At 57.5% G+C, this 21,945-nt stretch carries 22 protein-coding genes; 5 read left to right on the top strand and 17 right to left on the bottom strand.

Annotated elements, in window-relative coordinates; all coding sequences use genetic code 11:
• The 8 genes from H6B10_RS03495 to H6B10_RS03460 all read right to left on the bottom strand — a co-directional run.
• On the bottom strand, positions 1-1,576 hold a 1,576-nt coding region (locus H6B10_RS03495), incomplete at its 3' end, for an Rqc2 family fibronectin-binding protein (protein ID WP_204649672.1).
• A 30-nt stretch (positions 1,577-1,606) separates the two neighbouring features.
• Complete coding sequence (locus H6B10_RS03490; protein ID WP_204649669.1) at positions 1,607-2,365, bottom strand: Nif3-like dinuclear metal center hexameric protein; 759 nt, start codon at positions 2,363-2,365, stop codon at positions 1,607-1,609.
• Positions 2,356-3,030 carry a class I SAM-dependent methyltransferase gene (locus H6B10_RS03485; RefSeq protein ID WP_204649651.1) on the bottom strand — a complete coding sequence of 225 codons (675 nt, stop codon included), beginning with the start codon at positions 3,028-3,030 and terminating at the stop codon, positions 2,356-2,358. The genes H6B10_RS03490 and H6B10_RS03485 overlap by 10 nt, the downstream gene beginning before the upstream one ends.
• On the bottom strand, positions 3,017-3,223 hold the full coding sequence (locus H6B10_RS03480; RefSeq protein WP_204649648.1) for a DUF1858 domain-containing protein: 207 nt from the start codon (positions 3,221-3,223) through the stop codon (positions 3,017-3,019). Before H6B10_RS03480 ends, H6B10_RS03485 begins: the two co-directional genes overlap by 14 nt.
• 30 nt (positions 3,224-3,253) lie before the next feature.
• Positions 3,254-5,521 (bottom strand): DUF2142 domain-containing protein, encoded by a 2,268-nt coding sequence (locus H6B10_RS03475; protein WP_204649645.1) that lies wholly within the window; start codon positions 5,519-5,521, stop codon positions 3,254-3,256.
• Positions 5,522-5,598: 77 nt separating this feature from the next.
• The gene (locus H6B10_RS03470; protein ID WP_204649642.1) at positions 5,599-7,056 is read right to left on the bottom strand and encodes a hypothetical protein; all 1,458 of its coding nucleotides are present in this window, start codon (positions 7,054-7,056) and stop codon (positions 5,599-5,601) included.
• Between the two features lie 94 nt (positions 7,057-7,150).
• Complete coding sequence (locus H6B10_RS03465; protein ID WP_204649639.1) at positions 7,151-7,429, bottom strand: zinc-ribbon domain containing protein; 279 nt, start codon at positions 7,427-7,429, stop codon at positions 7,151-7,153.
• A 141-nt stretch (positions 7,430-7,570) separates the two neighbouring features.
• Entirely contained in the window at positions 7,571-8,116 is a 546-nt protein-coding gene (locus H6B10_RS03460; RefSeq protein ID WP_204649636.1) for a sigma-70 family RNA polymerase sigma factor, read from the bottom strand.
• A 340-nt stretch (positions 8,117-8,456) separates the two neighbouring features.
• Here H6B10_RS03460 and H6B10_RS03455 point away from each other — a divergent pair, with 340 nt between their 5' ends.
• On the top strand, positions 8,457-9,590 hold the full coding sequence (locus tag H6B10_RS03455) for a sodium ion-translocating decarboxylase subunit beta (RefSeq protein WP_204649633.1): 1,134 nt from the start codon (positions 8,457-8,459) through the stop codon (positions 9,588-9,590).
• A 13-nt stretch (positions 9,591-9,603) separates the two neighbouring features.
• Positions 9,604-9,735 (top strand): OadG-related small transporter subunit, encoded by a 132-nt coding sequence (locus tag H6B10_RS03450; protein WP_204649631.1) that lies wholly within the window; start codon positions 9,604-9,606, stop codon positions 9,733-9,735.
• Between the two features lie 68 nt (positions 9,736-9,803).
• On the opposite strand, the gene H6B10_RS03445 is transcribed toward H6B10_RS03450, so the two are convergent.
• From H6B10_RS03445 to H6B10_RS03430, 4 genes are all read right to left on the bottom strand, one after another.
• Positions 9,804-10,652 (bottom strand): DegV family protein, encoded by an 849-nt coding sequence (locus H6B10_RS03445; protein ID WP_204649629.1) that lies wholly within the window; start codon positions 10,650-10,652, stop codon positions 9,804-9,806.
• 44 nt (positions 10,653-10,696) lie between these two features.
• Positions 10,697-12,061 carry a DNA recombination protein RmuC gene (locus H6B10_RS03440; RefSeq protein ID WP_204649627.1) on the bottom strand — a complete coding sequence of 455 codons (1,365 nt, stop codon included), beginning with the start codon at positions 12,059-12,061 and terminating at the stop codon, positions 10,697-10,699.
• 98 nt (positions 12,062-12,159) lie between these two features.
• Complete coding sequence (locus H6B10_RS03435) at positions 12,160-13,821, bottom strand: hypothetical protein (protein WP_204649626.1); 1,662 nt, start codon at positions 13,819-13,821, stop codon at positions 12,160-12,162.
• Between the two features lie 10 nt (positions 13,822-13,831).
• Positions 13,832-14,218: a DUF3592 domain-containing protein gene (locus H6B10_RS03430; protein ID WP_204649624.1), complete on the bottom strand. Its 387-nt coding sequence runs from the start codon at positions 14,216-14,218 to the stop codon at positions 13,832-13,834.
• A 229-nt stretch (positions 14,219-14,447) separates the two neighbouring features.
• On the opposite strand from H6B10_RS03430, the gene H6B10_RS03425 reads away from it, so the two are divergent.
• Together H6B10_RS03425 and H6B10_RS03420 are read left to right on the top strand one after the other, a co-directional pair.
• Positions 14,448-14,768, top strand: coding sequence for a YerC/YecD family TrpR-related protein (locus H6B10_RS03425; RefSeq protein WP_204649622.1), 321 nt, complete (start codon positions 14,448-14,450; stop codon positions 14,766-14,768).
• Between the two features lie 12 nt (positions 14,769-14,780).
• The gene (locus H6B10_RS03420) at positions 14,781-15,830 is read left to right on the top strand and encodes an aldose epimerase family protein (RefSeq protein ID WP_204649620.1); all 1,050 of its coding nucleotides are present in this window, start codon (positions 14,781-14,783) and stop codon (positions 15,828-15,830) included.
• A 45-nt stretch (positions 15,831-15,875) separates the two neighbouring features.
• Here H6B10_RS03420 and glgB read toward each other — a convergent pair whose 3' ends face one another.
• The 5 genes from glgB to H6B10_RS03395 form a co-directional block, all read right to left on the bottom strand.
• On the bottom strand, positions 15,876-17,651 hold the full coding sequence (glgB, locus tag H6B10_RS03415) for a 1,4-alpha-glucan branching protein GlgB (protein WP_204649617.1): 1,776 nt from the start codon (positions 17,649-17,651) through the stop codon (positions 15,876-15,878).
• A 120-nt stretch (positions 17,652-17,771) separates the two neighbouring features.
• Complete coding sequence (mgtE, locus tag H6B10_RS03410; protein ID WP_204649615.1) at positions 17,772-19,133, bottom strand: magnesium transporter; 1,362 nt, start codon at positions 19,131-19,133, stop codon at positions 17,772-17,774.
• A gap of 358 nt (positions 19,134-19,491) precedes the next feature.
• Positions 19,492-20,073 (bottom strand): hypothetical protein, encoded by a 582-nt coding sequence (locus tag H6B10_RS03405; RefSeq protein WP_204649612.1) that lies wholly within the window; start codon positions 20,071-20,073, stop codon positions 19,492-19,494.
• A gap of 107 nt (positions 20,074-20,180) precedes the next feature.
• Positions 20,181-20,693: a PTS sugar transporter subunit IIA gene (locus H6B10_RS03400; RefSeq protein ID WP_204649609.1), complete on the bottom strand. Its 513-nt coding sequence runs from the start codon at positions 20,691-20,693 to the stop codon at positions 20,181-20,183.
• Between the two features lie 97 nt (positions 20,694-20,790).
• Positions 20,791-21,357, bottom strand: coding sequence for a TetR/AcrR family transcriptional regulator (locus tag H6B10_RS03395; RefSeq protein ID WP_204649607.1), 567 nt, complete (start codon positions 21,355-21,357; stop codon positions 20,791-20,793).
• A 239-nt stretch (positions 21,358-21,596) separates the two neighbouring features.
• On the opposite strand from H6B10_RS03395, the gene H6B10_RS03390 reads away from it, so the two are divergent.
• Positions 21,597-21,945 (top strand): HD domain-containing protein (locus H6B10_RS03390; RefSeq protein WP_204649604.1); only part of this gene is annotated, 349 nt, incomplete at its 3' end.

The raw sequence follows: 21,945 nt of genomic DNA, 5'->3' as shown, positions 1-21,945 counted from the left end.
CGGCCGCTTCCTGTTTGGTGGTATCCGGGATGTCTTCCCCACGGCTCATGACCACGCAGTGGCTGCCGGGCGCTTTCTGCACATGGAACCAGAGATCCTTGCCCCGGGCGGTGTGCAACGTCAGTTTGTCGTTCTGCAGGTTGTTGCGCCCCACCAGAATTTCAAACCCATCGCTGGACATATACCGCAGGAAATCCGCCGGTTTCTGCTTGCGGTCACGCTGCTTGTAATATTTAAGGTAGCCCTGACTTTTCAGCTCTGCCCGAATTTCATTGAGGGCTGCTTCGCCGGGAGCCGACTCCACTTCATACAGCACCGTAGCCAGATACTCGATCTCGGCCTCCCCTTCCACCAGCAGTTTTTCCAGCATGGCGTGGGCGGTCTGTTTCTTTTTATAGTCCTTGAAGTATTTCTGGGCGTTTTCATTGGGTCCCAGACGCGGGTCCAGCCGGATGGTCACATCCTCGCCGGTGTAATAATTCTGCACTGTCACCTGACGGTCACCCTTGTGCATAGCCCAGAGGTTTGCCTGCAACAGCTCCCCATACAGACGCAGTGTGTCCGCCTTGGCAGACTGGGCCAGTTCTTCCCGCCGGGCCGCCTGCTTACGCACTGCGCGCTCGTGCATATTATGTACCGCTTTATAAAGTTCCCGGCTCTTCTGCCGCAGACGCTCGGCGCGATCCTTGGTAGCATAGTAATCCTCCAGCATTTCACTGTAAGTGGCATACTGGGTCAGGATGGCAGACGGACCATACTGCCGGGGCACAAAAAAGCTGAACTCTACCGGTTTAGGGGTTCCGTCCGGCTGGGGCAGACGTACCGCCGTGGGTGTACCACCCGCCGCATGCTCATCTTTGAGTTCGTCCAAAGCTGCCGCCAGACGGGTACGCTCCTCATGGTTCAAGTCGCAGGCCAGGGCAGGCGTTTCGCCCAGGGCGCGGCAGACAGCCTCCCGCACCACAATGGGTCCCACGCCGGCCACCACTTTGCCCAATGCCGAAGCCACCGGCAAATCCTTCTCGCAGGCAGCCGCCACCAGAGAGGCAGCGCTGACCGCCAGAAAATCCGGACGGTTCGGTTTAGGCGGCAGCGTATAGGGCAAACCCGGCAACAGTTGGCGAACCTCGCTGTCCTCAAAGTCAACCCGTTTGAGCGCATCAATGATGCGGCCGTCCTGTACCAGCACCAGATTGGAATACCGGCCCATCAGTTCCGCTGCCAGTGTATTGGTGACCAGGTCCCCCATCTCATTGGTGCAGCGGAAATCAAAATAGACGATCCGATCACCGGGTTCCCGCCGCAGGTCAATGAGCCGCCCACCCGTAAGATGCTTGCGGAGCAGCATGCAAAAGCCCGGCGGCGTCAGCGGATTTTCAAACGTTTCCTTTGTCAGGCAGACGCGGGCCGAACCGCTGCGGGCCGACAGCAACAGCCGGTGGGTATCGGTGCGGGTGCGCAGCGTCACCAGCACCTCATCCCGCGTCGGTTCAAAGATCTTGTCGATCTTGGCATCCAGCAGCGTGGATTTCAGCTCGTCGACAACAAGCGCCAGTGTGGCGGCATCCAAAGACATAACAATAACTCCTTCCGGCCTAAGCCGGGATCATACATTTAAATAAGTATACGGGTCAACATCAGCCGCCCCATGGCGCACCTGCAGCTGCGGGAACGCTGTATGCAGACGTGCAGCCAGTACATCGGCAATCCCCTGTTCAGTACCCCAATGGCCCGCCACCACCAGACCAACGCCCTTTTGTTTGGCCAGCAGCGCAACATGGTGGGCGGCTTCGCCGGTGACCAGGCAGTCGGCACCCTCATCGATGGCTTCCTGCAGATAACTGCCACCGCCACCGCTGACTTCTGCCAGGCAGGTGACCGGCTTGCCGCTGTCTACATATTTCACGCCGCTGTGCAGGGTACGGGCACAGAACCCGGCAATAGCAGCAACGGTGGTTTGCTGTACCGTACCGATCCGGCCGCAGTTATCAGCAAAGTTGCGGCGGTCTTCCCGGGAAATGCCCAGCAGATCGGCCAGTGTATCATTGACCCCGCCGGAGGTTGCATCCAGATTGGTGTGCATGCAGATACCGGAAATGCCGTTTTGCAGCAGCATGGCCGGTACATCTTCCGCTGTAATGCGCTTCATAGGATCAAAAATCACCGGATGATGGCTGACGATCAGCTCGCATCCTTCTGCCGCCGCTTCCCGTACCACATCGGCGGTGATATCCAAAGCAGTCAGCACCTTGGTGACCGGGCGGCCCGCATCCACCAGCAGGCCAACATTATCCCAACTGCAGGCCAGTTCCGGCGGCGCAAAAGCAGCCAGTTCCCGCAAAATTTCCTGTACCGTTACAGACATGAGCGTTTCTCCAATTCTTGTATCAAGGCATCCACCGCGTCGGCTTCCGCTCCGGGCGGCAGGCCGCGACGGTATTTCTTCAGCTTCCCGTTCTGCTGGGCGCAATAGGCGGCAAAACCCGGCTGTCCTTCGGCTTTGCCGCAAAGACATTCCAAGCCATCCGGTTCATGCTGCGCAGCTGCATAGCGGGCATTCATCACCGAATACCACCGCCCTGCCGCCTGGCAAATGGTTTCTTCCACCAGGTCAAACCCGCGGCGGGCCAGCCAGCGGCGCAGAATGCTGTGCTTGGTCGCCGGCACCAATACCAGATTATACCGGGCATCGAATACCCAGGGGGCGGCATCCAGAATTTCCGTGATGGTTTCCGCGCCCATTCCGGCAATGATGATATCATCCACTTCGCCCGGCGCCACCACCGAAAGGCCGCTTCCCAACCGGCACTGTACTTTGTCGCCATACACTGCACAGCGTCGCCGTGCTTTTTCCAGCGGGTCCGGGCGCAGGTCACAAGCCAAAACAAGCGGGCAGCGACCGCTGCCCGCCAGTGCGGCGCTTAATTTGCCGTGGTCACAGCCAATGTCCGCCGCCGCATGCCCCGGCCGTACATAGGCAAAGGCAGCGGCCAGCCGGGCATCCAGCCGCGGCTGATTACTGGTGCGCAAAATAATCGTTCAGCTGCGCAACCAGGGCGTCGGCGTCCACGCCATGGACAGCACAGGCCTGCTCCACCGTTTCGCCGTGAGCAGCCATGCAGCCCAGGCAGTGCATGCCGGTGGCCAGGAAGATGGGTACGCAGCCCTGGTTGGGGTCGTTGTTGAGGATTTCGGCAATGATGGTATCTTTCGTAACAGTCATGGGAAATGTTCCTTTCTGATTTTGATATTTTTATGAAACCGGCTGCCAGGAAGCATACAAAGCAAATCCCTGCAGCTGGGTCAACAAAGTGAGCAGCGCCACCGATAAAGCGGCGCCATGTGCGGCGCTGCGCCGCATGGCAACCAGACGATTGTTCTTCCACAAAAGCAGCGCCAAAGGCAGAACCGGCAGCAGGTAGCGTCCCTGCATGCCAAAAAGTGTCTGGTAGTTAATGGGGGTCCAGTTGAGCGCCGCCGCCAGCACCGCCAGCACAACGCAAACCAGAATACCCGCCACACCCCAGCAAGTACGCCGGGCCAGCAGGGGCTTTTGTTCCTGTTCCGGCGTTGCCGCCGCCAAAAGCGCCAGCACCAGACCGACACCCAGCACCCAGCTGACATCAATGCGGTAGACAATGGGCTCACCCAGAGTCGTACCCAGCAGCCCCTGCAGCCACAGTCCTGCCTGTTCCGGCAGTGTGCGCAGCAACAATTTCAGGGTTGCGGGCAGATTGCGGCAGATATAGCCAAAGGAGAAGGTCCAGACAGAATCTCCGTTAGGTTGGAACTGCAGCAGCTGGTCCGGCGTCAGGCCGCCGCCCATGTGGGAAAGCAGATACACACCGCCAACTGCACCACAAACCACCAGCGCCGCAAGGCCGCCTTTGAACCAGCGCAGCCGGGCAGGATTATTCCGTACCCGGGAATACAACCAGCCGATCACCACCAGCAGGACAACACCTGCCAGCGCAGCCGCGGCCAGCAGCATACGGTTCATATCGCGGGCAGCATACACAAGCGCCGACAGATTGACAGCCGTCCAAAGCACCGCCGCCAGCAGGAGCACGCCCAGCTGAACAAAGCGGCCGGGATAGCAGGAGATTCCCCGCAGTGTAACCGTGGGGGACGCCGGCGCCTTGCGCGGGTCCAGATTCCGGGCCGGGATGGCCAGGCACAGCAAAACCACCGGAAGATAGATCGCCTTGGCAGGCGCTACCGCCGCCCCTGCCACCACCAGCAGCACCAGCTGCCAGCGTGCCGCGCGGCGCTGCCGCAGCGACATGCAGAGGGAAACAAACAGGAACACCGTTCCCAGCACTCCTGCATCCGGCGAAAGGCTGCCTGCCAGCTGCAGCGACATAGGCAGCAGCGCAACACAGGCGAACAGCCCCCGCAAAACCGCCGGGGCCAACGCCACCGCCGCCGTTGCCAGGACCAGATACACCAGCAGGTTGGCCATGCGGCCATACCACAGCATAGTATAAAAATTCTTGCCTTGCAGACGGGCCAGCCAGATACCGGCAGCCTGCACCCAATAGTTGGCATTGCCCTGCCCGGCTTCCGCCTCGCTGACTTCCGTCAGCGCATTGGGGCTGCCGTGGCCCTGCATTTTTGCCAGAGCCTGAGACTTATAGGCAAAAATACCGATTTCTCCGGTCTTGGTACCAAAGTACGGCGCATCGCAGGTACGGACCAGCAACTTGCCATCTACCGTGGCTGTCTGCTGGCCGCTCCAGCTGCTGGCCAGTTCATAGGCCGCCGCCAGATGGGTATATTCATCCGGTGCCACCAGAGCCGGTGTAACCTGAGTAAAAGTATACCCCAGTACAAGCCCCACAACCGCCACCATGAGCGCAAGAGGCAGGTGCAGCATCGCAAGCAGCACCGCCGCAAAAGCAGCCACTGCCAGCGGCATGGCCAACTGGCGCGCCAATGTACCGGGCCACTGACCAGAATAATCCGCCACACGCTGTACCGCCAGGGTGGCATCCATGGACTCGCCGTCGGTGGTACCGTTGTACAGGGCCATCTGCTCCACGGCCCCCTCGCTGGCCCACAGTCCCAGCGGGCCATCCCATTCCACCTCATTATAAAGGTGTACGGTCAGGGTTTCGTCCTGCTGCGCCACATAGCCGTTGTCGGTCGTAAACTCCGTAAAGGTATCGTCAAAAATGTTCAGGAAATTGCCTGCCGATTGCAGGATCTGACGTCCCTCTTCATTATATACATCCACCATGACCATGCCGGATTTGTACAGCTGCCCATGGGTGCTGAACTTGAGGCGCACGCCGTAGAAAGCCTGTCCGGCTTTCAACGGAATTTCCTGGGTAAGGCCCTCTTCCGGCAGATCAATGATCTGGCTGTATTCATCGTTGATGATTTCATAGACAGGTTGTTTGCCCAAACGTTCCTGCAGGTCGTAAGCGACCCATTGGCAGAGAAACCACACGGCGCAGCCCGCCAACAATGCCCCTACCAAAGCGACAAGTCCCCGGCGAACAGGGGGTAACTTCGACATTCCGGATCGCCGCCTTTCTAAAAGGATTTGCGTAAACCGCTGTTATTATACCGCAACCGCGGCAAAAGCGCAAATCGTTATTGCCGCCGGTACAGATACCAGGTGACGGTACCCTCTCCCCCATCATAACTGCACTGATCAATACAATGGTACCGGGGGAACCGGTCCTGGAGGTTCCCCGCCAGAGCCACCACGTAGCCCACACCGCCGTTTTCCATCAGGGCATCCTGTTCCGTCCACTGTTCCTGCAGCGGCATGTTGGTCACGCAGAAATACCGGCAGGGCGGCAGCACGCCGGATGCCGTGTAAAATCCCCCGTCCAGGGTCCCGTAGTTGAGTACCGTTGCCTGGGGTGTTTCCTGAATTTGTTCCGCAAAGCGAACCTGCGGCATAGAATCGGCAGGACGCCCGCGCAACGGTGCATTGGGGCTGCTTACCCAGCAGAAAATCAGGCCCAACACAAGCCCCACACCGGGCAGCACAAAGCCAAGTGCTCCCGGGCTGTTTCTGTTGGCCGTCATTTTGGCTGCCAATACCGTGAGAGGCACAAGCCCCAGCGGGGCAAACACAGCCAACACCAGGCCATAGTATACAAGGTAACCGCCCATCAGGCTGGTACCGGCCAAACCGACAGCCAGCAGGCAAACCGCAGCAGCCGCGCCCCATCGACGCGACCACCCGGCCCACAGGAAAAACAGCAGCAAAAGGGCCGCTACGGGCAGCGCGTCCCGCACCGCCCACCATATATGTTGTACCAGCGCCCCCACACCGCCGCCGGTACCGGAATACAGGAAGAGATTGTCATAAAAATAGGCAGTAAACCAATCCTTCAGGGCGCCATGTATTCCAAAATAAAGGACCCACGGCAGCGTGGCAAGCGCCATACCGACCAGATAGATCCCGCAGCTGCGCCCCAGTTCTTTCCACCAGCCGCGGCGACCATAAAAAACTGCCAGTACCAGGACCCACACCAGATAGAACCCCAGCACGGTGTACTTGAGCCAGAGCGCACACCCCGCCAGCACACCTTGCAGCAAAACCATACGCCGAGACATCCGGCTATTTTGCACCAGCACCGCAAGCAGGCCGTACAGTGCTGCCGCCAAAAAGGGCAGCAAAAACTCTTCGGCACTGCCGCCATGGGAGAAGGACCGCCCCGCAGCGATTGCCGCTGCGGGAAGCATTGCCCAGGCGGGGTGCAGTTCCCGACCTGTCAAAAGGGATGCGGTCTGCAGCCCAAAGCCCAAAAACACCGCAAAAGCAGCAATTTCCAGTACCAGCACACCGGTAAAGCCGGTGTGGTCCAGCAGCCAGCCTATGCCGTAGAGCAGATACAGAACCGGGCCTTTGTGGTCAAACACATCCCGGTACAACACCTTACCGTTGAACATGGATTTGCCCATGGTAAAAAAGATGTTGGCATCCATCCAGTCATTGAGCACAAGCAGAGGAGAAGATTTGCTGCAAAGCAACAGCACGGCGGCAGCAATGACCACGCACCACACGGCACGGGTTGCATTTTTCAGGCGCGGCATCGGCATACCTCCCAAAACAAACCGCGCCCCAGTCGAAGCCGACCGGGGCGCGGAGTGGAAATTCAAACTCGTTTTACACGTTTATACGCGCAAATCAGCCGTTCTCTTTCATCTTCGCGAAGCACTCGCTGCAGTAGACCGGGCGGTCCTCACGGGGCTGGAAGGGAACCTTGCAGGCTTTGCCGCAGCTGGCGCAAACAGCGTCGAACATCTGGCGCTCACCACGGGTGGCGTTCTTGCGGGCATCGCGGCAGGGCTTGCAGCGCTGGGGCTGGTTCTCGAAACCACGGCTGGCGTAGAACTCCTGCTCGCCGGCAGTCCAGACGAACTCCTTGCCGCAATCCTTGCATACCAAAGTCTTGTCTTCGAACATAATGGGTATCTCCTCTGTTTGTATTTGCCCGCGGAAGAATCTAAACCAACGCATCTGGAATGGTCCAACGAACTGATTTTAGGCGCTACTGGGGGCAGGTTGATATATGACCAGGCAATTTTGCCTGAATCCTGAGTGGGATCACTCGTCGCGCAGTTTGCGGCGGGCGCGGGCCAAGGCGTTGGCCACAGCTTTGGGGGTGGTTCCCAATTCCTGTGCCGTTTTGGCTGCAGGTTGACCATGCAGACTGGCCACCAGAACACGGCGTTCCAATGCAGACAATTCCGTCTGCATACGCTGCAGCGTATCGGCGTATCGTTCCCCGGCAATGGCCAGTTCTTCCGGCCCCGGCTGGGGAATATTCTCCGCATCCGGCAGCGGCACGCTGAAATTCAGCGGCGCATGCTTTTTGCGCAGAGCCGCACGCTGCGCATCCTGCTGCGCATGGCGAATGCAGGCTGCCGCATACGGTGCAAAAGGTGTTCCCGCTGCCGGTTTATACCCCCGTACAGCCTGAAACAGACCAATCAGTCCTTCCTGCACAGCGTCTTCGAAGTCGAGACCGGGTGCCCGGCAGACCGCCGCCCCCTTGCGGATGGCAGGCATCATACGGGCAATCAGCGCGGCAAGCGCCGTCTCCTCCCCCTGCTGTGCGCGCACAAGCAGGTCATCGTCAATTTTTTGCATGAAAAATTCTCCACCGGGCAGATGCGAACATCTCTATAATAGCCGTAACGGCGGCGTTTGTCAACATTTTTTTATGCAGCCTGCCAAAGGATTCCGCTGGTGTTTTGTGCAGTACGGGGCTTGTAATTCCACCGGCAAACTGCTATACTTTACCGTAAAGGCAAAAGGGAGTAGGCGGCACGGTTCTGTCCTTACCGGCAGGCTGTGCGTTTGGCTTCGTCATCCCGGGCGCAGACCCCGGAGCCATACCCAAGCACTGAGACTTTTGCCGCGGCGGGAAGCCCCTGCTGCGGCAAAGGTCTTTTTTTCTCCCTTTCCACAATATAAGGAGGAATTCCGTATGAATGTCGCGCAAACCTTTGCCGGTCTGTTCGCCAACTTCGGCAACCTGACCTGGCAGATGGTAGTCATGTGGGCCATTGGCGGCCTGCTGATCTACCTGGGCATCGTCAAAAAGATGGAGCCGAGCCTGCTGCTTCCCATGGGCTTTGGCGCCATCCTTGTGAACCTGCCCCTTTCGGGCGCCATCACCCAGGGGGACACCGAAGGCCCTATTACCGCTTTGTTTGAAGCCGGTATGTCCAACGAACTGTTCCCGCTGCTGCTGTTCATCGGCATCGGTGCCATGATCGACTTTGGGCCGCTGCTGGAAAAGCCCTGGCTGATGCTGTTTGGTGCTGCCGCCCAGTTTGGCATCTTCTTCACCCTGGCGGTGGCCGGTCTGTTCTTTGATCTGCCCGATGCCGCTTCCATCGCAGTGATCGGCGCGGCAGACGGCCCCACGGCCATCTTTGTAGCCAACACGCTGAACAGCAAGTATCTGGGCGCCATCATGGTAGCCGCTTACAGCTATATGGCCCTGGTTCCCATTGTGCAGCCGCCGGTGGTCCGCCTGTGCACCACCAAAAAAGAGCGGCTGATCCGCATGGCCTACCGCAAAGGCAGCGTGAGCAAGACCACCAAGATCCTGTTCCCCATCGTGGTCACGGTCCTGGCCGGTCTGGTAGCCCCTGCCAGCGTGGCGCTGGTCGGTTTCCTGATGTTCGGCAACCTGATCCGGGAATGCGGTGTGCTGAATTCCCTGTCTGAAACGGCACAGAATGTACTGGCCAACCTGATCACCATCGTTTTGGGTCTGACGGTAGCCGGCCAGATGACCGCCGATAAATTCGTCAAGCCCGATACGCTGCTGATTCTGGCGCTGGGTCTGGTCGCCTTTGTCTTTGATACTGCCGGTGGTGTGATGTTCGCCAAACTGCTGAACCTGTTCCTGCCGGCCGACAAGAAGATCAACCCCATGATCGGTGCTGCGGGTATCTCGGCCTTCCCCATGAGCGGGCGTGTTGTCAACCAGATGGGGCTGGCGGAGGACAACCAGAACTTCCTGCTGATGTATTCTATCAGCGTCAACGTTTCGGGCCAGATCGCGTCGGTCATTGCCGGCGGTCTGATCCTGACCCTGATGGGCATGTAAGGAGGATTTTGCCATGAATGTTGCTTCTTTGGCTACCACCCTGCCGATGCTGCTGGTCGGCATGCTGGGCATCTTTCTTGTGATCGGTGTGATCATCCTGGTGGTTACTTTGCTCAACAAGATTTTCAGCAGCAAAGGCGAGTAATCATTCTTTTAACAGAAAAATCCCCGGCAGCCGTTGGCTGCCGGGGATTTCTTGTATTTATCTTTTCATCAGGCCGGGTCTTTGGCAACAAAGACGATGCCCACCGCGCGGGGACCTACGTGGGTGCCGATGGTGGCGCCAATCTGGCAGGTACGCACCCCGTCCAGTTTCAGGTTCTGGGTCAGGTAGTGGTGCACAGGGCCTGCCATTCCCTTCTCGTCGCTGTACAGCACCGTGCAGGAATAATTGGTATCCACGCCGCCCATCTCATCCAGCTGCTTGAACATCGAAACCAGCGCACCGGGACGGCCACGTCCCTTGCCCGCCAGTTTCACGGCACTTTCATACAGGGCAATGACCGGTTTGATGCCCAGGGCACCGCCCACCAAAGCCACAGCTGCCGGGACACGGCCGCCCTTCTGCAGATGCTTGAGGCTGTCTACCACCGCCACAATGCGCACACGCTTTTTGAAGCGTTCCAGTACATCGACAATCTGTTCGGCAGAAAGGCCCATATCCCGCAGGCGCAGCGCCTCCCGGACGATCAGTGCCTCACCCTGGGTCGCCGTTTCGGAGTCGACCACATACACGGGCGTGTCCACATCCGCCGCGGCCAGAGTTGCACACTGGAAGGTGCCGGACAGTTTCTGGCCAACGGTAATAACGATGGCTTCATCCCCGGCCAGTTCCGCATCGGTGTAAGCGTCGATAAACGCCGCCGGGCTGGGCTGGCTGGTGCGGGGCAGTTTGCTGTCGGCAGCAAGGCGCTCAAAGAACTCGTCCTTGGTCATCTGGCCGTCATCCTCGATGGACGAACCATCCTCAAAGGTGATTGCCATGGGTACAACCACAACGCCGGGGGCCTGCTGCTCCTGGGGCGTCAGGTCGGCTGCGGAATCGGTAATGATACGAATCATAAGTTATCCCTCACTTTTTGTATGGTTCGGTGGCAAATGCCGGTTTACGTGTTGTTGTCTTCTTGCAGCCCCAGAATGCCGGCGGCTGACTCCGGGTCAAGCTGCTGGACGGATTCCAGTTTCCGGGTGATGGCGCGGCTGCGCGGGCCGATCAGTTCTTCCAGATCGGAGCCAGTCTGGTTCAGGTGGCGCTGCATCTGCTGCAGCCCCGCGCCGAATTTTTCGAACTCCGTTTTGACTGCCCCCAGAATGGTCCAGACTTCGCCGGACCGTTTCTGAATGGCCAGGGTGCGGAAGCCCATCTGCAGTGCATTGAGCAGCGCGGCCATGGTGGAAGGACCTGCCACCGTGATCTGGTAATCCCGCTGCAGGATTTCGGTCACCCCGCTGGATACCACCTCCGCATAAAGTCCTTCAAAGGGCAGGAACAGAATGCCGAAGCTGGTGGTATAGGGCACCTCGATGTATTTTTCGTGAATATCTTTTGCTTCCTGGCGCAGCACATTGTACAGGGCTTTGCGCATGGCTGCCGTAGCGGCCGCGTCGCCGCGCTGCTGGGCTGCCTGCAGGTGCGCATAGGTATCGCCGGGGAACTTGGCATCAATAGGCAGCCATACCGTACCGCTCTGCCCCGGCAATTTGACGGCAAATTCCACCCGGTTGTTGCTGCCCGGTACCGTGGCAACGTTGCGTTCATACTGCCCGGGCGCCAGAATCTGTTCCAGAATTGCCCCCAGCTGCACTTCGCCCAGAATGCCGCGGGTCTTTACCCCCGACAGCACCTGTTTGAGACTGCCCACATCGGCGGCCAGATTCTGCATCTCGCCCAGGCCCTTATAGACCTGTTCCAGCTGCGCGCTGACAGTACGGAACGAATCATTGATGCGCTTTTGCAGAGTATCCTGCAGCTTTTCTTCCACCGTACCGCGGATTTCATCCAGCTTTTTGTTGTTGTCGGCACGGATCACATTCAATCCCTGCACCAATGCACCGCGTACTCCGTCCAACCGCACAGCGTTGGAATCTTCCAGGTTTTTCAGCCGATTTTCCAGCATGGTCAGCTGGGCAAGCAGCGCGTCGTTGGCAGCTTGCTGCCGTGCAGCCCCCGCGCGATCAATGGATTCCAGCCGGTCGGTACTGGCAGCCGCGTTCTGACGCTGGTTTTCAGCCAGCACCGAAGAAAAATCCCGCAGGCTGGCGGTGGTTGTACGAGCAGTTTCCCCCTGCATGGCACGCAGCTGCTCTGCCAGCAAATCTGTTTCGCTTTGCAGGACCGGCGTCATGGCACGGACAATGTCATCGGCGGTATCCCCTTTGGGGGCACGGCGGCCGCTGCGTACCAGCAGCACCGCCAGAAGAACATCCCCCAGCACCGCCAAGGCCAGCAGGACATATAACATCCAATTCATCTATCGAATCCTTCCGGCTGCCTTGCGCAAAGTATAGCACATACGGCAGCCTGATACCAAGTACAAGTGTTCAATCTTTTGCTGTGTGACCACAGGTTTTATGCTTTCATCAGAATCCACCCGCTGGACGTTTCGGTCACGGTATAGTCATAGCGTCCGCAGAAAAATTCCACCACATCCGGATATTTGCTCTCCACAAACACTGCGTCGGGCTGTTTTTCCGGCATACGGTCATAATACAGCCCCAGCTGGTCCTTGCTCTTTTCCCGGATGCCGTCATTCAGCTGCATCCAGGTGGAGAACCCGCCTACTCTGGCCGGACTGGCCAGATACAGCCAGCTATGACGGCTGACAAACAGCACATGCTGCTCTTTACCCAGTGTACGCAGCGGTTCAATATCCGCCAGCATCGTATTGTATTCTTCCGCCAATTCCGCATCGGTATAGATGCCTGCCTCGGGACCTTCTTCCAGCAGCATGGTCAGTTTGGCAGGTTCCTCTTGCCAGAATACCCCGTACCACCGCATAACGGCTTCCGATCCCAGCTGTACCGTCAGCACCAAAGCCAGTACGATCAAAGCGCCCCGGGCCGGATTCTGCTGCCGCTGATGCCACAGCGCCGCAAAGGCACTCGCCAGCAGCACAATGCTGGCCACTGCCGCCACCGTAGACGCCGAAGAGATTGCGTAGAACTTCTGATTGGAAGCCAAACTGATGGCAAAGGCATAAATCATGCCCGGTGCCCACAGCCAGCGCAGCAAACGCCGGTCAGTTTCCTGCCCTGCCGTTGCCACCGCAAAAGGCGCACAGAGGTTGATGGAAAACATAAAGAAGTTGATGTAAGGCGAATCGAGCCAGAAAGAGATCTGAAACCCAATTGCCAGCAGCCCGGACAACAGCAGATACCAAGCCCCATGTTCCCGGCGGGACCGATCCCGCCAGCACACTACAGCCAGCACCGCCAGCAAGGCGAACAAAACCGGTGCCGCCGGTGTACAGAACAGCAGCCCCGCCCCAAAACTTTCCGAGGAGCGGTCGGTGCTCTGCAACATCGTCTTTAAACCTTTTAAAAAGAGGATGGGACCCGTACGGGTAAACACAATGGTGAGGAACACCACCGCCAGAGCGGCAATCCCCGCTGTAAACGGCGCAAAAAAGGATGTAGGCAGCGTACGGCGGCGCAGCCAGAGAATCAGCAGCAGAATGTAACCTACCGTCAGGAAGGGGCAGCACAGTACCGCTGCCGCAAACAGTACCCCAGCTGCCGCCGTCTGTGCCGTCTGGTGGTGCTGCATGGTGACGACAATGGTCCCGGCCAGCGTCAGGAAGAAAATTCCCAAAGAATTATAGGACAACGCGCTGATATTGTACGGCGCAAACAGCAAAAAAGCGACCGCCGCCAACGCCGCCCCCAGAGGGGCCAGCCGGCGCAGGCGCCAGTAAAGAAACACTGCCGCCAACGCCTGGGCTGCCACATACAGATACCGGAACGTCAGGATAATGCCATCGGTGCCGCCTTGCAGCCATTCCACCAAGCCCACCAGGGGCGCTGTGAACAGAGCAAAAAACTGCGCAAGATTCCATTCCTGGGCTACCGGCGCATCCCCCTGCCAGAACCTTTGGGCCGTGGTCAGGTAAAAGCTTTCGTCATAGTAGCCAAACCCGTACCGGCATTTGGCCACCAGCAGCAGTACCGCCAGTACCGCCAGCACAGCAAAGGCAAAATCGGCACGGTGTTTTTTCCAAATCAGTCTGTGCACGGTTTGCCTCCTATCGGATCAGCAGCAGCGCCACGCCTGCCGCCCCTATGACCAGCGCCAGCAGTTCGGTGTCAACGCTTTTGCGTTCCAGTACATCGCTTGCCGGGTTATACCACACTTGCACGCTTTTTCCTTTTTGTGTGCTGTGATCAAACCAGAAAGAATCGTTGGTTTCCCGTTCCAGGCGTTCCCCGTTCACATAAATCTCTACCAGATAGCGGTACCCGCCCGCCCCGGACCGGGGGCTGGTACTTCTGGCTTTGCGGCATTCAAGAATACGCCCGGGCAGCAGCACGGCCCCCCGTACGGTACGGTATTTTTCCCACAGAGCCAGCGCCGCCAGCACCAGGAACACAACGCCCAGAACCCTGTAAAAAATCATCAGTTGAATTGGCATAATGGATTTCCTTTTTTGACTGAAAGGTAATTTTCGTATTCTATTATAATACAGCCCTTTCCCCAAAGGTGCAAGTGCCGCCCGGAAATATCCCCCTCTCTGTCCGCAGCCCCCGCGGGGCGGCTGCTTTCCCTGTTTAAAGTATTGACTAAATTGGGCACATTTGCTAGAATGAATCTAACAGTGGTCCGATCTTAAAACAATTTGAACAAAAAAGAAGGAGGCGCCTATGCGCCCGGAAAACCCGAAGCAAAATGAACGTGTCACCGCCTTGTATGAGGCGATTCTACGACTGAACACCCTGGATGAGTGCATCCAATTCTTTGACGATCTGTGCGCTGTGACCGAACTGCGCACCCTGGAACAGCGTTACGCCGTAGCCGGCTGCCTGCTGCAGGGCAAAGTATACAGTGAGATCCGCCGCGAAACCGGTGCTTCCAGCGCCACGGTCAGCCGGGTCAACCGTATGCTGAACTTCGGTACCGGAAGTGTGGCGGCCAGTGTCCGCTACGATCTGTCTCAAAAGAAAACGGATTCCGACGAATCATAAGGAGGAGGAACCATGTCTGTTTCCATTACCGAGTTCGGCAAGAGTACCAGCGGCGCATCCGTCCAGCTTGTCGTTCTGAAAAACAGCCAGTTGGAAGTGCATCTGCTGACCTACGGTGCACTGATCCACAAAATTCTGGTACCGGACCGCAAGGGCAACCCGGTTGACGTTGTGCTTGGTTACCCCACCGTGGAAGATTACGAACTGAACACCGATTTTATGGGCACTGCGGTAGGCCGTTTTGCCAACCGCATTGGCGGCGCACAGTTCCCCCTGTATGAAGAGATCGTCCATGTAACGGCCAACGAAGCGGGCAACTGCCTGCACAGCGGCCTGCACGGGTTCAGCCACACCGTATTTTCGGTGGAAGTTACCCCCGGGGAAAGCGACAGCGTCACCATGACCGCCCGCAGTGCCGACGGCACCGACGGATTCCCCGGCAATCTGGATCTGGAAATCCAGTACAAGCTGGTGAACAGAGGGCTGATGATCCAGTACTCCGCCACCACCGATGCCCCCACCGTTTGCGGCCTGACCAACCACAGCTATTTCAATCTGAACGGGCATACCAGCGGCACCGCCCTGGGGCACCGGCTCAGCGTTGATTCCGATGCTTACCTGGAGATGGACAATGCCAGCATTCCCACCGGCCGCAAAGTGCCCGTTGCTGGCACGCCGATGGATTTTACCGAAGAAAAGACCCTGGGTCGGGACATTGAAGCCGACTACCAGCCTTTGAAGGCCACCGGCGGCTACGACCATTGCTTTATCATCCGTGACTCCGGCCTGCGCCACGCCGCTTGGGTCACCGGCCCGCAGACCGGCATCCGGATGGAAGTTCTGACCACCCTGCCCGGTATGCATCTGTATTCGGCCAACTTCCTGGCTCCGGTAACCGCCTGCAAGGATGGTGCACAGTATCAAAAGCGGGATGCCATCTGCTTTGAAACCGAGGAATTCCCCGATGCCCCCAATCATCCGGAATTCCCCGATGCCACCCTGCTGCCGGGGAACACTTACAGCTCTACCACCATTTACCGGTTTGATCTGGCCCCGCAATAATACAAACAAAAACAGCCTGCCCGAACGCATCGGGCAGGCTGTTTTTTATGATTCCAGACTATACAGGCGGCCGCTGTAAGCAGGCAGCGTGACCTTCCACTTTTTGCCGTCCTTCACCGTAACCGATGTGCGGCGATGAGGCATTTCGGTCGTACCGCCCCAGCATTGCCAGTCGGTATCCAGCAACAGCGTCAGTTTGCCGGCAGGCAGTTCCAGCGTATAGTTTTCCAGTGTTTCATCGCCAAAGTTAAACACAGCCAGCACACTGCTTTCCCGGCCCTGCCGCAAAATCGCACAGGCATTGTATTCCGGATGGTCACAGTCCAGCCAGCGGAATGCCGCGGGATCATATTCCCGGGACCAGAATGCCTCATTCTCCAGGTAGGCCCGGTTCAATGCCGCCCGGAAATGGCGGAATGCATCATGGTTGGGATATTTCAGCACCATCCAGTCCTGTTCCCGGCTTTCGTCCCATTCCCGCAGTTGGGCAAACTCATTGCCCATAAAATCCAGCATCTTGCCGGGATGAACGGCCATGTACAGGTACAAGGCCCGGGCCTGGGGGAACTTTTCCTCATAGTCACCGTACATTTTTTGTACGATGGTCGCTTTGCCGTGCACGTTTTCGTCGTGACTGAAGGGTAAGATATAATGTTCGTTCCAGGCATAGACCATGGAGAAAGTCAGGCGCCCCAGATTTTCCTTGCGTTCCTCGCTGGTCTTTTTGAAATAGTCCAGGGTATCGTTCATCCAGCCCAAGTCCCATTTGTAGTCAAAACCCAGACCACCATATTCCACCGGCGCCGTAACTTTGGGATAGTTGCTGGAGTCTTCCGCAATCAAAATGGCGGTAGGGTGCCGCTGCTGCAACCCGCGGTTCATGCCCTTGAGGAATTCCAGGGTAGAACCGTTCACCCCGCGGGCAGGGTCCCCCTGCCAATAGATCAGGCGGGATACCGCATCCATCCGCAGGCCGTCCGCATGGAACACCCGCAGCCAGTAATCTGCACAAGATTGCAAAAAGCACCGGATCTCGCCCCGGGAATGCATAAAGTTGCAGCTGCCCCATTCGCTTTGCCCCACGGCTGCTGCGGGGTATTCATACAGCGGCGTGCCGTCAAAGTTTTTCAGCCCGTACGCATCCACCGCAAAATGGACCGGTACAAAGTCCAGAATCACACCAATACCTTCCAGGTGGCAGGCATTGATGAACTGCACCAGTTCGTCCGGGGTACCGTACCGGCTGGTGGGCGCATAAAAACCCGTCACCTGGTAACCCCAGCTGCCGTCAAAGGGGTGTTCCGCCAGCGGCATCAGCTCAATATGGGTGTAGCCGTTTTCCTTGCAGTAGGCAGGCAGCTTTTGGGCCAGTTCCCCATACGTATACCAGCTTCCGTCCGGTTTGCGCTGCCAGCTCCCGGCATGTACTTCGTAAATATTCAGCGGGCGGTCAAAGCATTTGCTCCGCGACATCATCCACTGTTCATCCGTAAACCCCTGCGGCATTCCGGCAATGATGCTGCGCCCGTCCGGCCGCAGCGTCATGGCAACACCGTAAGGATCACAGTGGGCCACGGTTGTTCCATCCGCACCGGTAACCAGATACTGATAGCACATACCGGGTACTGCCCCGGGTACGTCTGCCTCCCACACCGCCGAACGTGTTTGCCGCAGATCAGCGGTTCCGAATGTACTTTCCACCTGAATGCGGCGCGCCGCAGGTGCCCACACGGCAAAATGCGTACCGTTTTCTCCCGGATGCGCACCGAAAAATTCGTAGGCGTCAAAGGCACGCCCTGTGTAAAAATCCTGCAGTTCCATGGAGAATATCCTCCGTTTTTGTAGTGGTAAGACCGTGTGCAACGGTCCCGAAGTAAAAAAATTGTACCATACCCGAAGGTATAGTACAAGCACATTTTTGAACACAGTGTTCAAAGTAAATTATATTTTCAGAAGCGCCTTGGCAATGTTAAAATAGACCAGCAAAGTTGTGGTATCCACAATGGTGGTAATCAGCGGCGAAGCCATTACCGCCGGGTCGATCTTCAGTTTTTCTGCCAGAACGGGCAGTACACCGCCGATGAGCTGGGAAAGCAACACCGTACAGATCAGCGTCAGGCAGACGACCAACGCCACCGGTGCCGCGATGCGGTCGAACAGAAGCAACTTGGCAAAGTTGCACGCCGCCAAAGTCACACCACAGAGCAGCGCCACCCGGCACTCCCGCCAGAGGATACGCGGCAGATCATGGGGGGTGATATCGCCCACCGCCATGCCGCGGATGATGGTGGAGGTACTTTGGCTGCCCGCGTTGCCGCCCGCGTCGGTCAGCATGGGAATGTAGGCTGTCAGCACCGTGACTGCCGCCAGGGCGCTTTCATACCCGCGGATGACCAGGCTGGAGAACGTGGCACTGATCATAAGGAAAACCAGCCAGGGGGCACGGCTCTTGTACAAATCCCACATGGACTGTTTAAAGTAGGGTTTATCCGACGGGCCAATGGCGTTCATCTTGGCAAAGTCCTCGCTGGCTTCGTCCTGCAAGATGGAGATAGCGTCATCAATGGTGACAATACCCACCAGGCGCTTTTCGGCATCCACAACGGGAATGGCCAAAAATCCGTATTTTTCAAACAGCTGGGAAACATCCTCCTGGTCGGTGGTGGTGCTGACGCTAACCACATTGGCATCCATCATATCCCGGATCAGACGGGCTGCGTCCTTTTCCAGCACCAGCGCCCGCAGCGATACCACACCGATGAGTGTACGGTCTTTGTCGGTAACATAGCAGTTGTTGATGGTTTCTTTGTCAATGCCGTTGGCCCGGATGGAGTCCATGGCCTGGGTCACCGACATATCCGGCCGCAGTTCCATGAACTCGGTGGTCATAACACCGCCGGCAGAATCCTCGGGATATTTGAGCAGTTCGTTGATCATGCGGCGGGTCGCGGGATCGGCCTGGGCCAGAATACGCTTGACGACGCTGGCGGGCATCTCTTCGACCAGATCCGTCGCATCGTCGACGAACAATTCATCCACAACAGCCTTCAATTCCTTGTCGGTGAGGCCGTCGATGAGATTTTGCTGGGTCTCGGGGGTCAGTTCGGCAAAAATTTCCGCCGCCAGGTCCTTGGGGCACAGGCGGAACAGCACCGGCAGTTTTTCCGGCGGCAGGTCCTCAAACACCGCGGCAAGGTCGGGAGCGGGCAAGGTTTCCATAACATCACGCAGGCTCTGGTACTTTTTGGCGTCGTCCAAATTGGCCAGCATGGTCTTCAGCGTCATGATTGCAGTATCAGACATAAAAAAGCTGCCTCCTTTTCGGCGGCAGCCCATTCCAACGTATTCTTTGGGGCAATGCAAAGCACAGCCCGGCTATGCACTATACAAATGCACAGCTAAGCTTCCCAAAACACCACTGGATGGCTGCCATATTGATATATCGGTACACAGGACTGGGACTACTGGGCGTATCCATGACAACCACCTCTCTTGATGTTGAATTTGGGCACGAAACTTCATACCCGTTAACACTTTACCACCCCCTGCCCCATTTCGTCAAGCCCAAAACCTACAATTTCCAAGAAAAAACTCCCCGTGCCGTGCACAGGGAGGAAAACGCTTCTCATAAGTCCCGGTTTTACACCGGTACGCTATTTTTTTACATGACCAGTTCCCGGAAATAGTGGGTATTGACACTTTTATCCTGCTCCGCCAATTTGGCAATGCAGGCATCCAGCGTATGGGCAATATCATCCAGGCTGCGCCATTGGGAAGCCTGGGGTTTGACCTCCCGTTCCAGCCAGGGGGCGATTTCGGTATGGGAACAGGCCCCCTCAATCAGGTAGGCACCCTCCCGCGCAGGCTGGGTCTGGGGCACATACTGTTCGGCGCTGCCCAGTGTGGTCAGCACAAATTGCCCCTTGCGGTTGCGGCCGCCCACCAGCAGGCGCACCCCCACCGGCTGCACCCGCACCGAAGGCGCTTTCTGGCGCAGGACCTTGACCACTTTTTCCAGGGTCAGGTACTGGGTATCGTATTCATCCAACGCATTGATGATCTGCACAGCCGCCAGCGTATCCCCGGCAAAACCAACGATCACATTGCGGTTCACCTTGCGGACTTTGGGCACATCCTCGTTGACCACTTTGGGTTCCCGACCGGTGATCGGTTCTTCCACCATGCGGCCATCACTGACCATGGCGCAGAAGGCCTCGCCGCAAACAGCTAAAATCGCACTCATAAGGCAACTTCCTTTATTTATAGTTCAGTTTGGCAGGCATTGCTGCCGGTTGCTATTGTACCATAAAAACAGGGCGCACCGCAAGGTGCGCCCTGTTCCCAACCGATTTACTTGCTGACCTTGAGCAGATCGGCACCCGGCTCTACCGCGCCGGAAGCAACCAGTTCCACGTCCTTGAAGTCATCGGTGTTGGTAACAACGGTGATGACAACCGCGGGATGGTTGGCTGCCGCGATCTTGGCGAGATCCATCTCCAGCAGCAGCTGGCCCTTCTCGATCTTATCGCCTTCCTTGACTTTGGGGCTGAAGCCGTCGCCCTTCATCTCGACAGTATCAACGCCAACGTGGATCAGGACTTCCACGCCGCCTTCACCCTGGATGCCCAGAGCATGGCCGCTGTCGGGGGCCTGGGTCACGGTGCCGCTCACCGGAGCAAAGACCTTGCCTTCAGAGGGATCGATGCCGCAGCATTTGCCCAGGATGCCCTGTGCAAACACTTCGTCGGGAATCTGTTCCATAGGAACAACCGTGCCTTTGGCGTCCGCCGCCAGCATCATCGGAAAAGTGGGGGCTGCCGGAGCAGCTTCCGGCTTCTTTTTCAAGAAATCAAAAAATCCCATGATGTACTACTCTCCTTTATCAGTCCCGCGGCGCGGGCAAATGGTACAGGCTTATTATACAGCGTACACCGGCAGAAAGCAACGAAAAATTGGTTTCTCACAAAAGTTCTTTCACCGCGCGGATCGCCTGCCAGGTAATGGCGGCCATCTCCGCCGGGGGCGGCTGGTACCCCTGTACCTGCCAGGCGGCTATGCTGCCGAAACAGCCGTCCACCGCAAAGGCCAGCAGATACTGCTGGCGGGGCGTTCCCCCATCCGGCGCCAGCTGGCCCAGGCAGCGCTTGGCAATCATATCCTTGGCGCTGCGGGTAAACTCCGACTCCCAGCTTTTTCCGTACAAAGCACGGCATACATCCGGATTGTCATTCAGATAGGTAAACAATGCCACCAACGCGGGCGGCACATCATCCTGCGAGATATTGGGCACCAGCGCATCCATCAGATCACAAAGATGATCGAGCTGGGCGGCCTCCATCTGTTCCATCAGTGCATAAATGTCGGCATAATGGAAATAGAACGTACCACGGCTGATCCCGGCAAGTTCCGTCAATTCACGAACCGTGATCTCCCGCAGGTCCTTTTGCTGCAGCAGGCTGATCAATGCCTGATACAACCGCTGCTTGGTCATGCGCACACTACGATTGGCATCGCCTTTGGCGTTCATCGCATGCACCACCTTTCGAGCGAACTTCCCGGGCGGGTTATTTATACATAAAGAATAGCGTTTTTTGGCATAAATGTCAAGTTTTTTCAAGTCATTGCGTGAATTATGTGCATTTTGTTAGTCCGCCTTGTATGTTTTGCCATTTGCAGAACCGGAAAAACGTGGTACAATGACAATGGGCTTTTTGTTCAAAGGCCGCTTTTCCCCTATGGAAGAAAAGCAAAAGGAGGTTTTCCGACATGATTCTTGACCGCCGCCATGCCCAACAGGCATTTTCCGATTACGCGGCCCACTATAATGCTGCCGATTCCAAAATCAAACTGAAAATCGATCATACCTACCGTGTTGCCGCCCTGTGCGGCCGCATCGCCGCCAGCCTGGGGCTGTCCCAGCCGGACATCGACCTTGCCTGGCTGTGCGGCCTGCTGCATGATGTAGGACGGTTTGAACAGCTGCGGCAGTACGGCACCTTCAACGATGCCCAGTCCATCGACCACGCCGCCATGAGTGCCCGCGTTCTGTTTGAGGAAGGGCATATCCGGGATTACCTGGACGATGCCGACGAGGATGAACTGCTGCGCACCGCCG

This window comes from Gemmiger formicilis (genome assembly GCF_016901605.1).
GTDB classification, from domain to species: domain Bacteria; phylum Bacillota; class Clostridia; order Oscillospirales; family Ruminococcaceae; genus Gemmiger; species Gemmiger formicilis_B.
The sequence above is the reverse complement of the archived record's forward strand: the minus strand, read 5'-3'. Positions and strand labels throughout refer to the sequence as shown.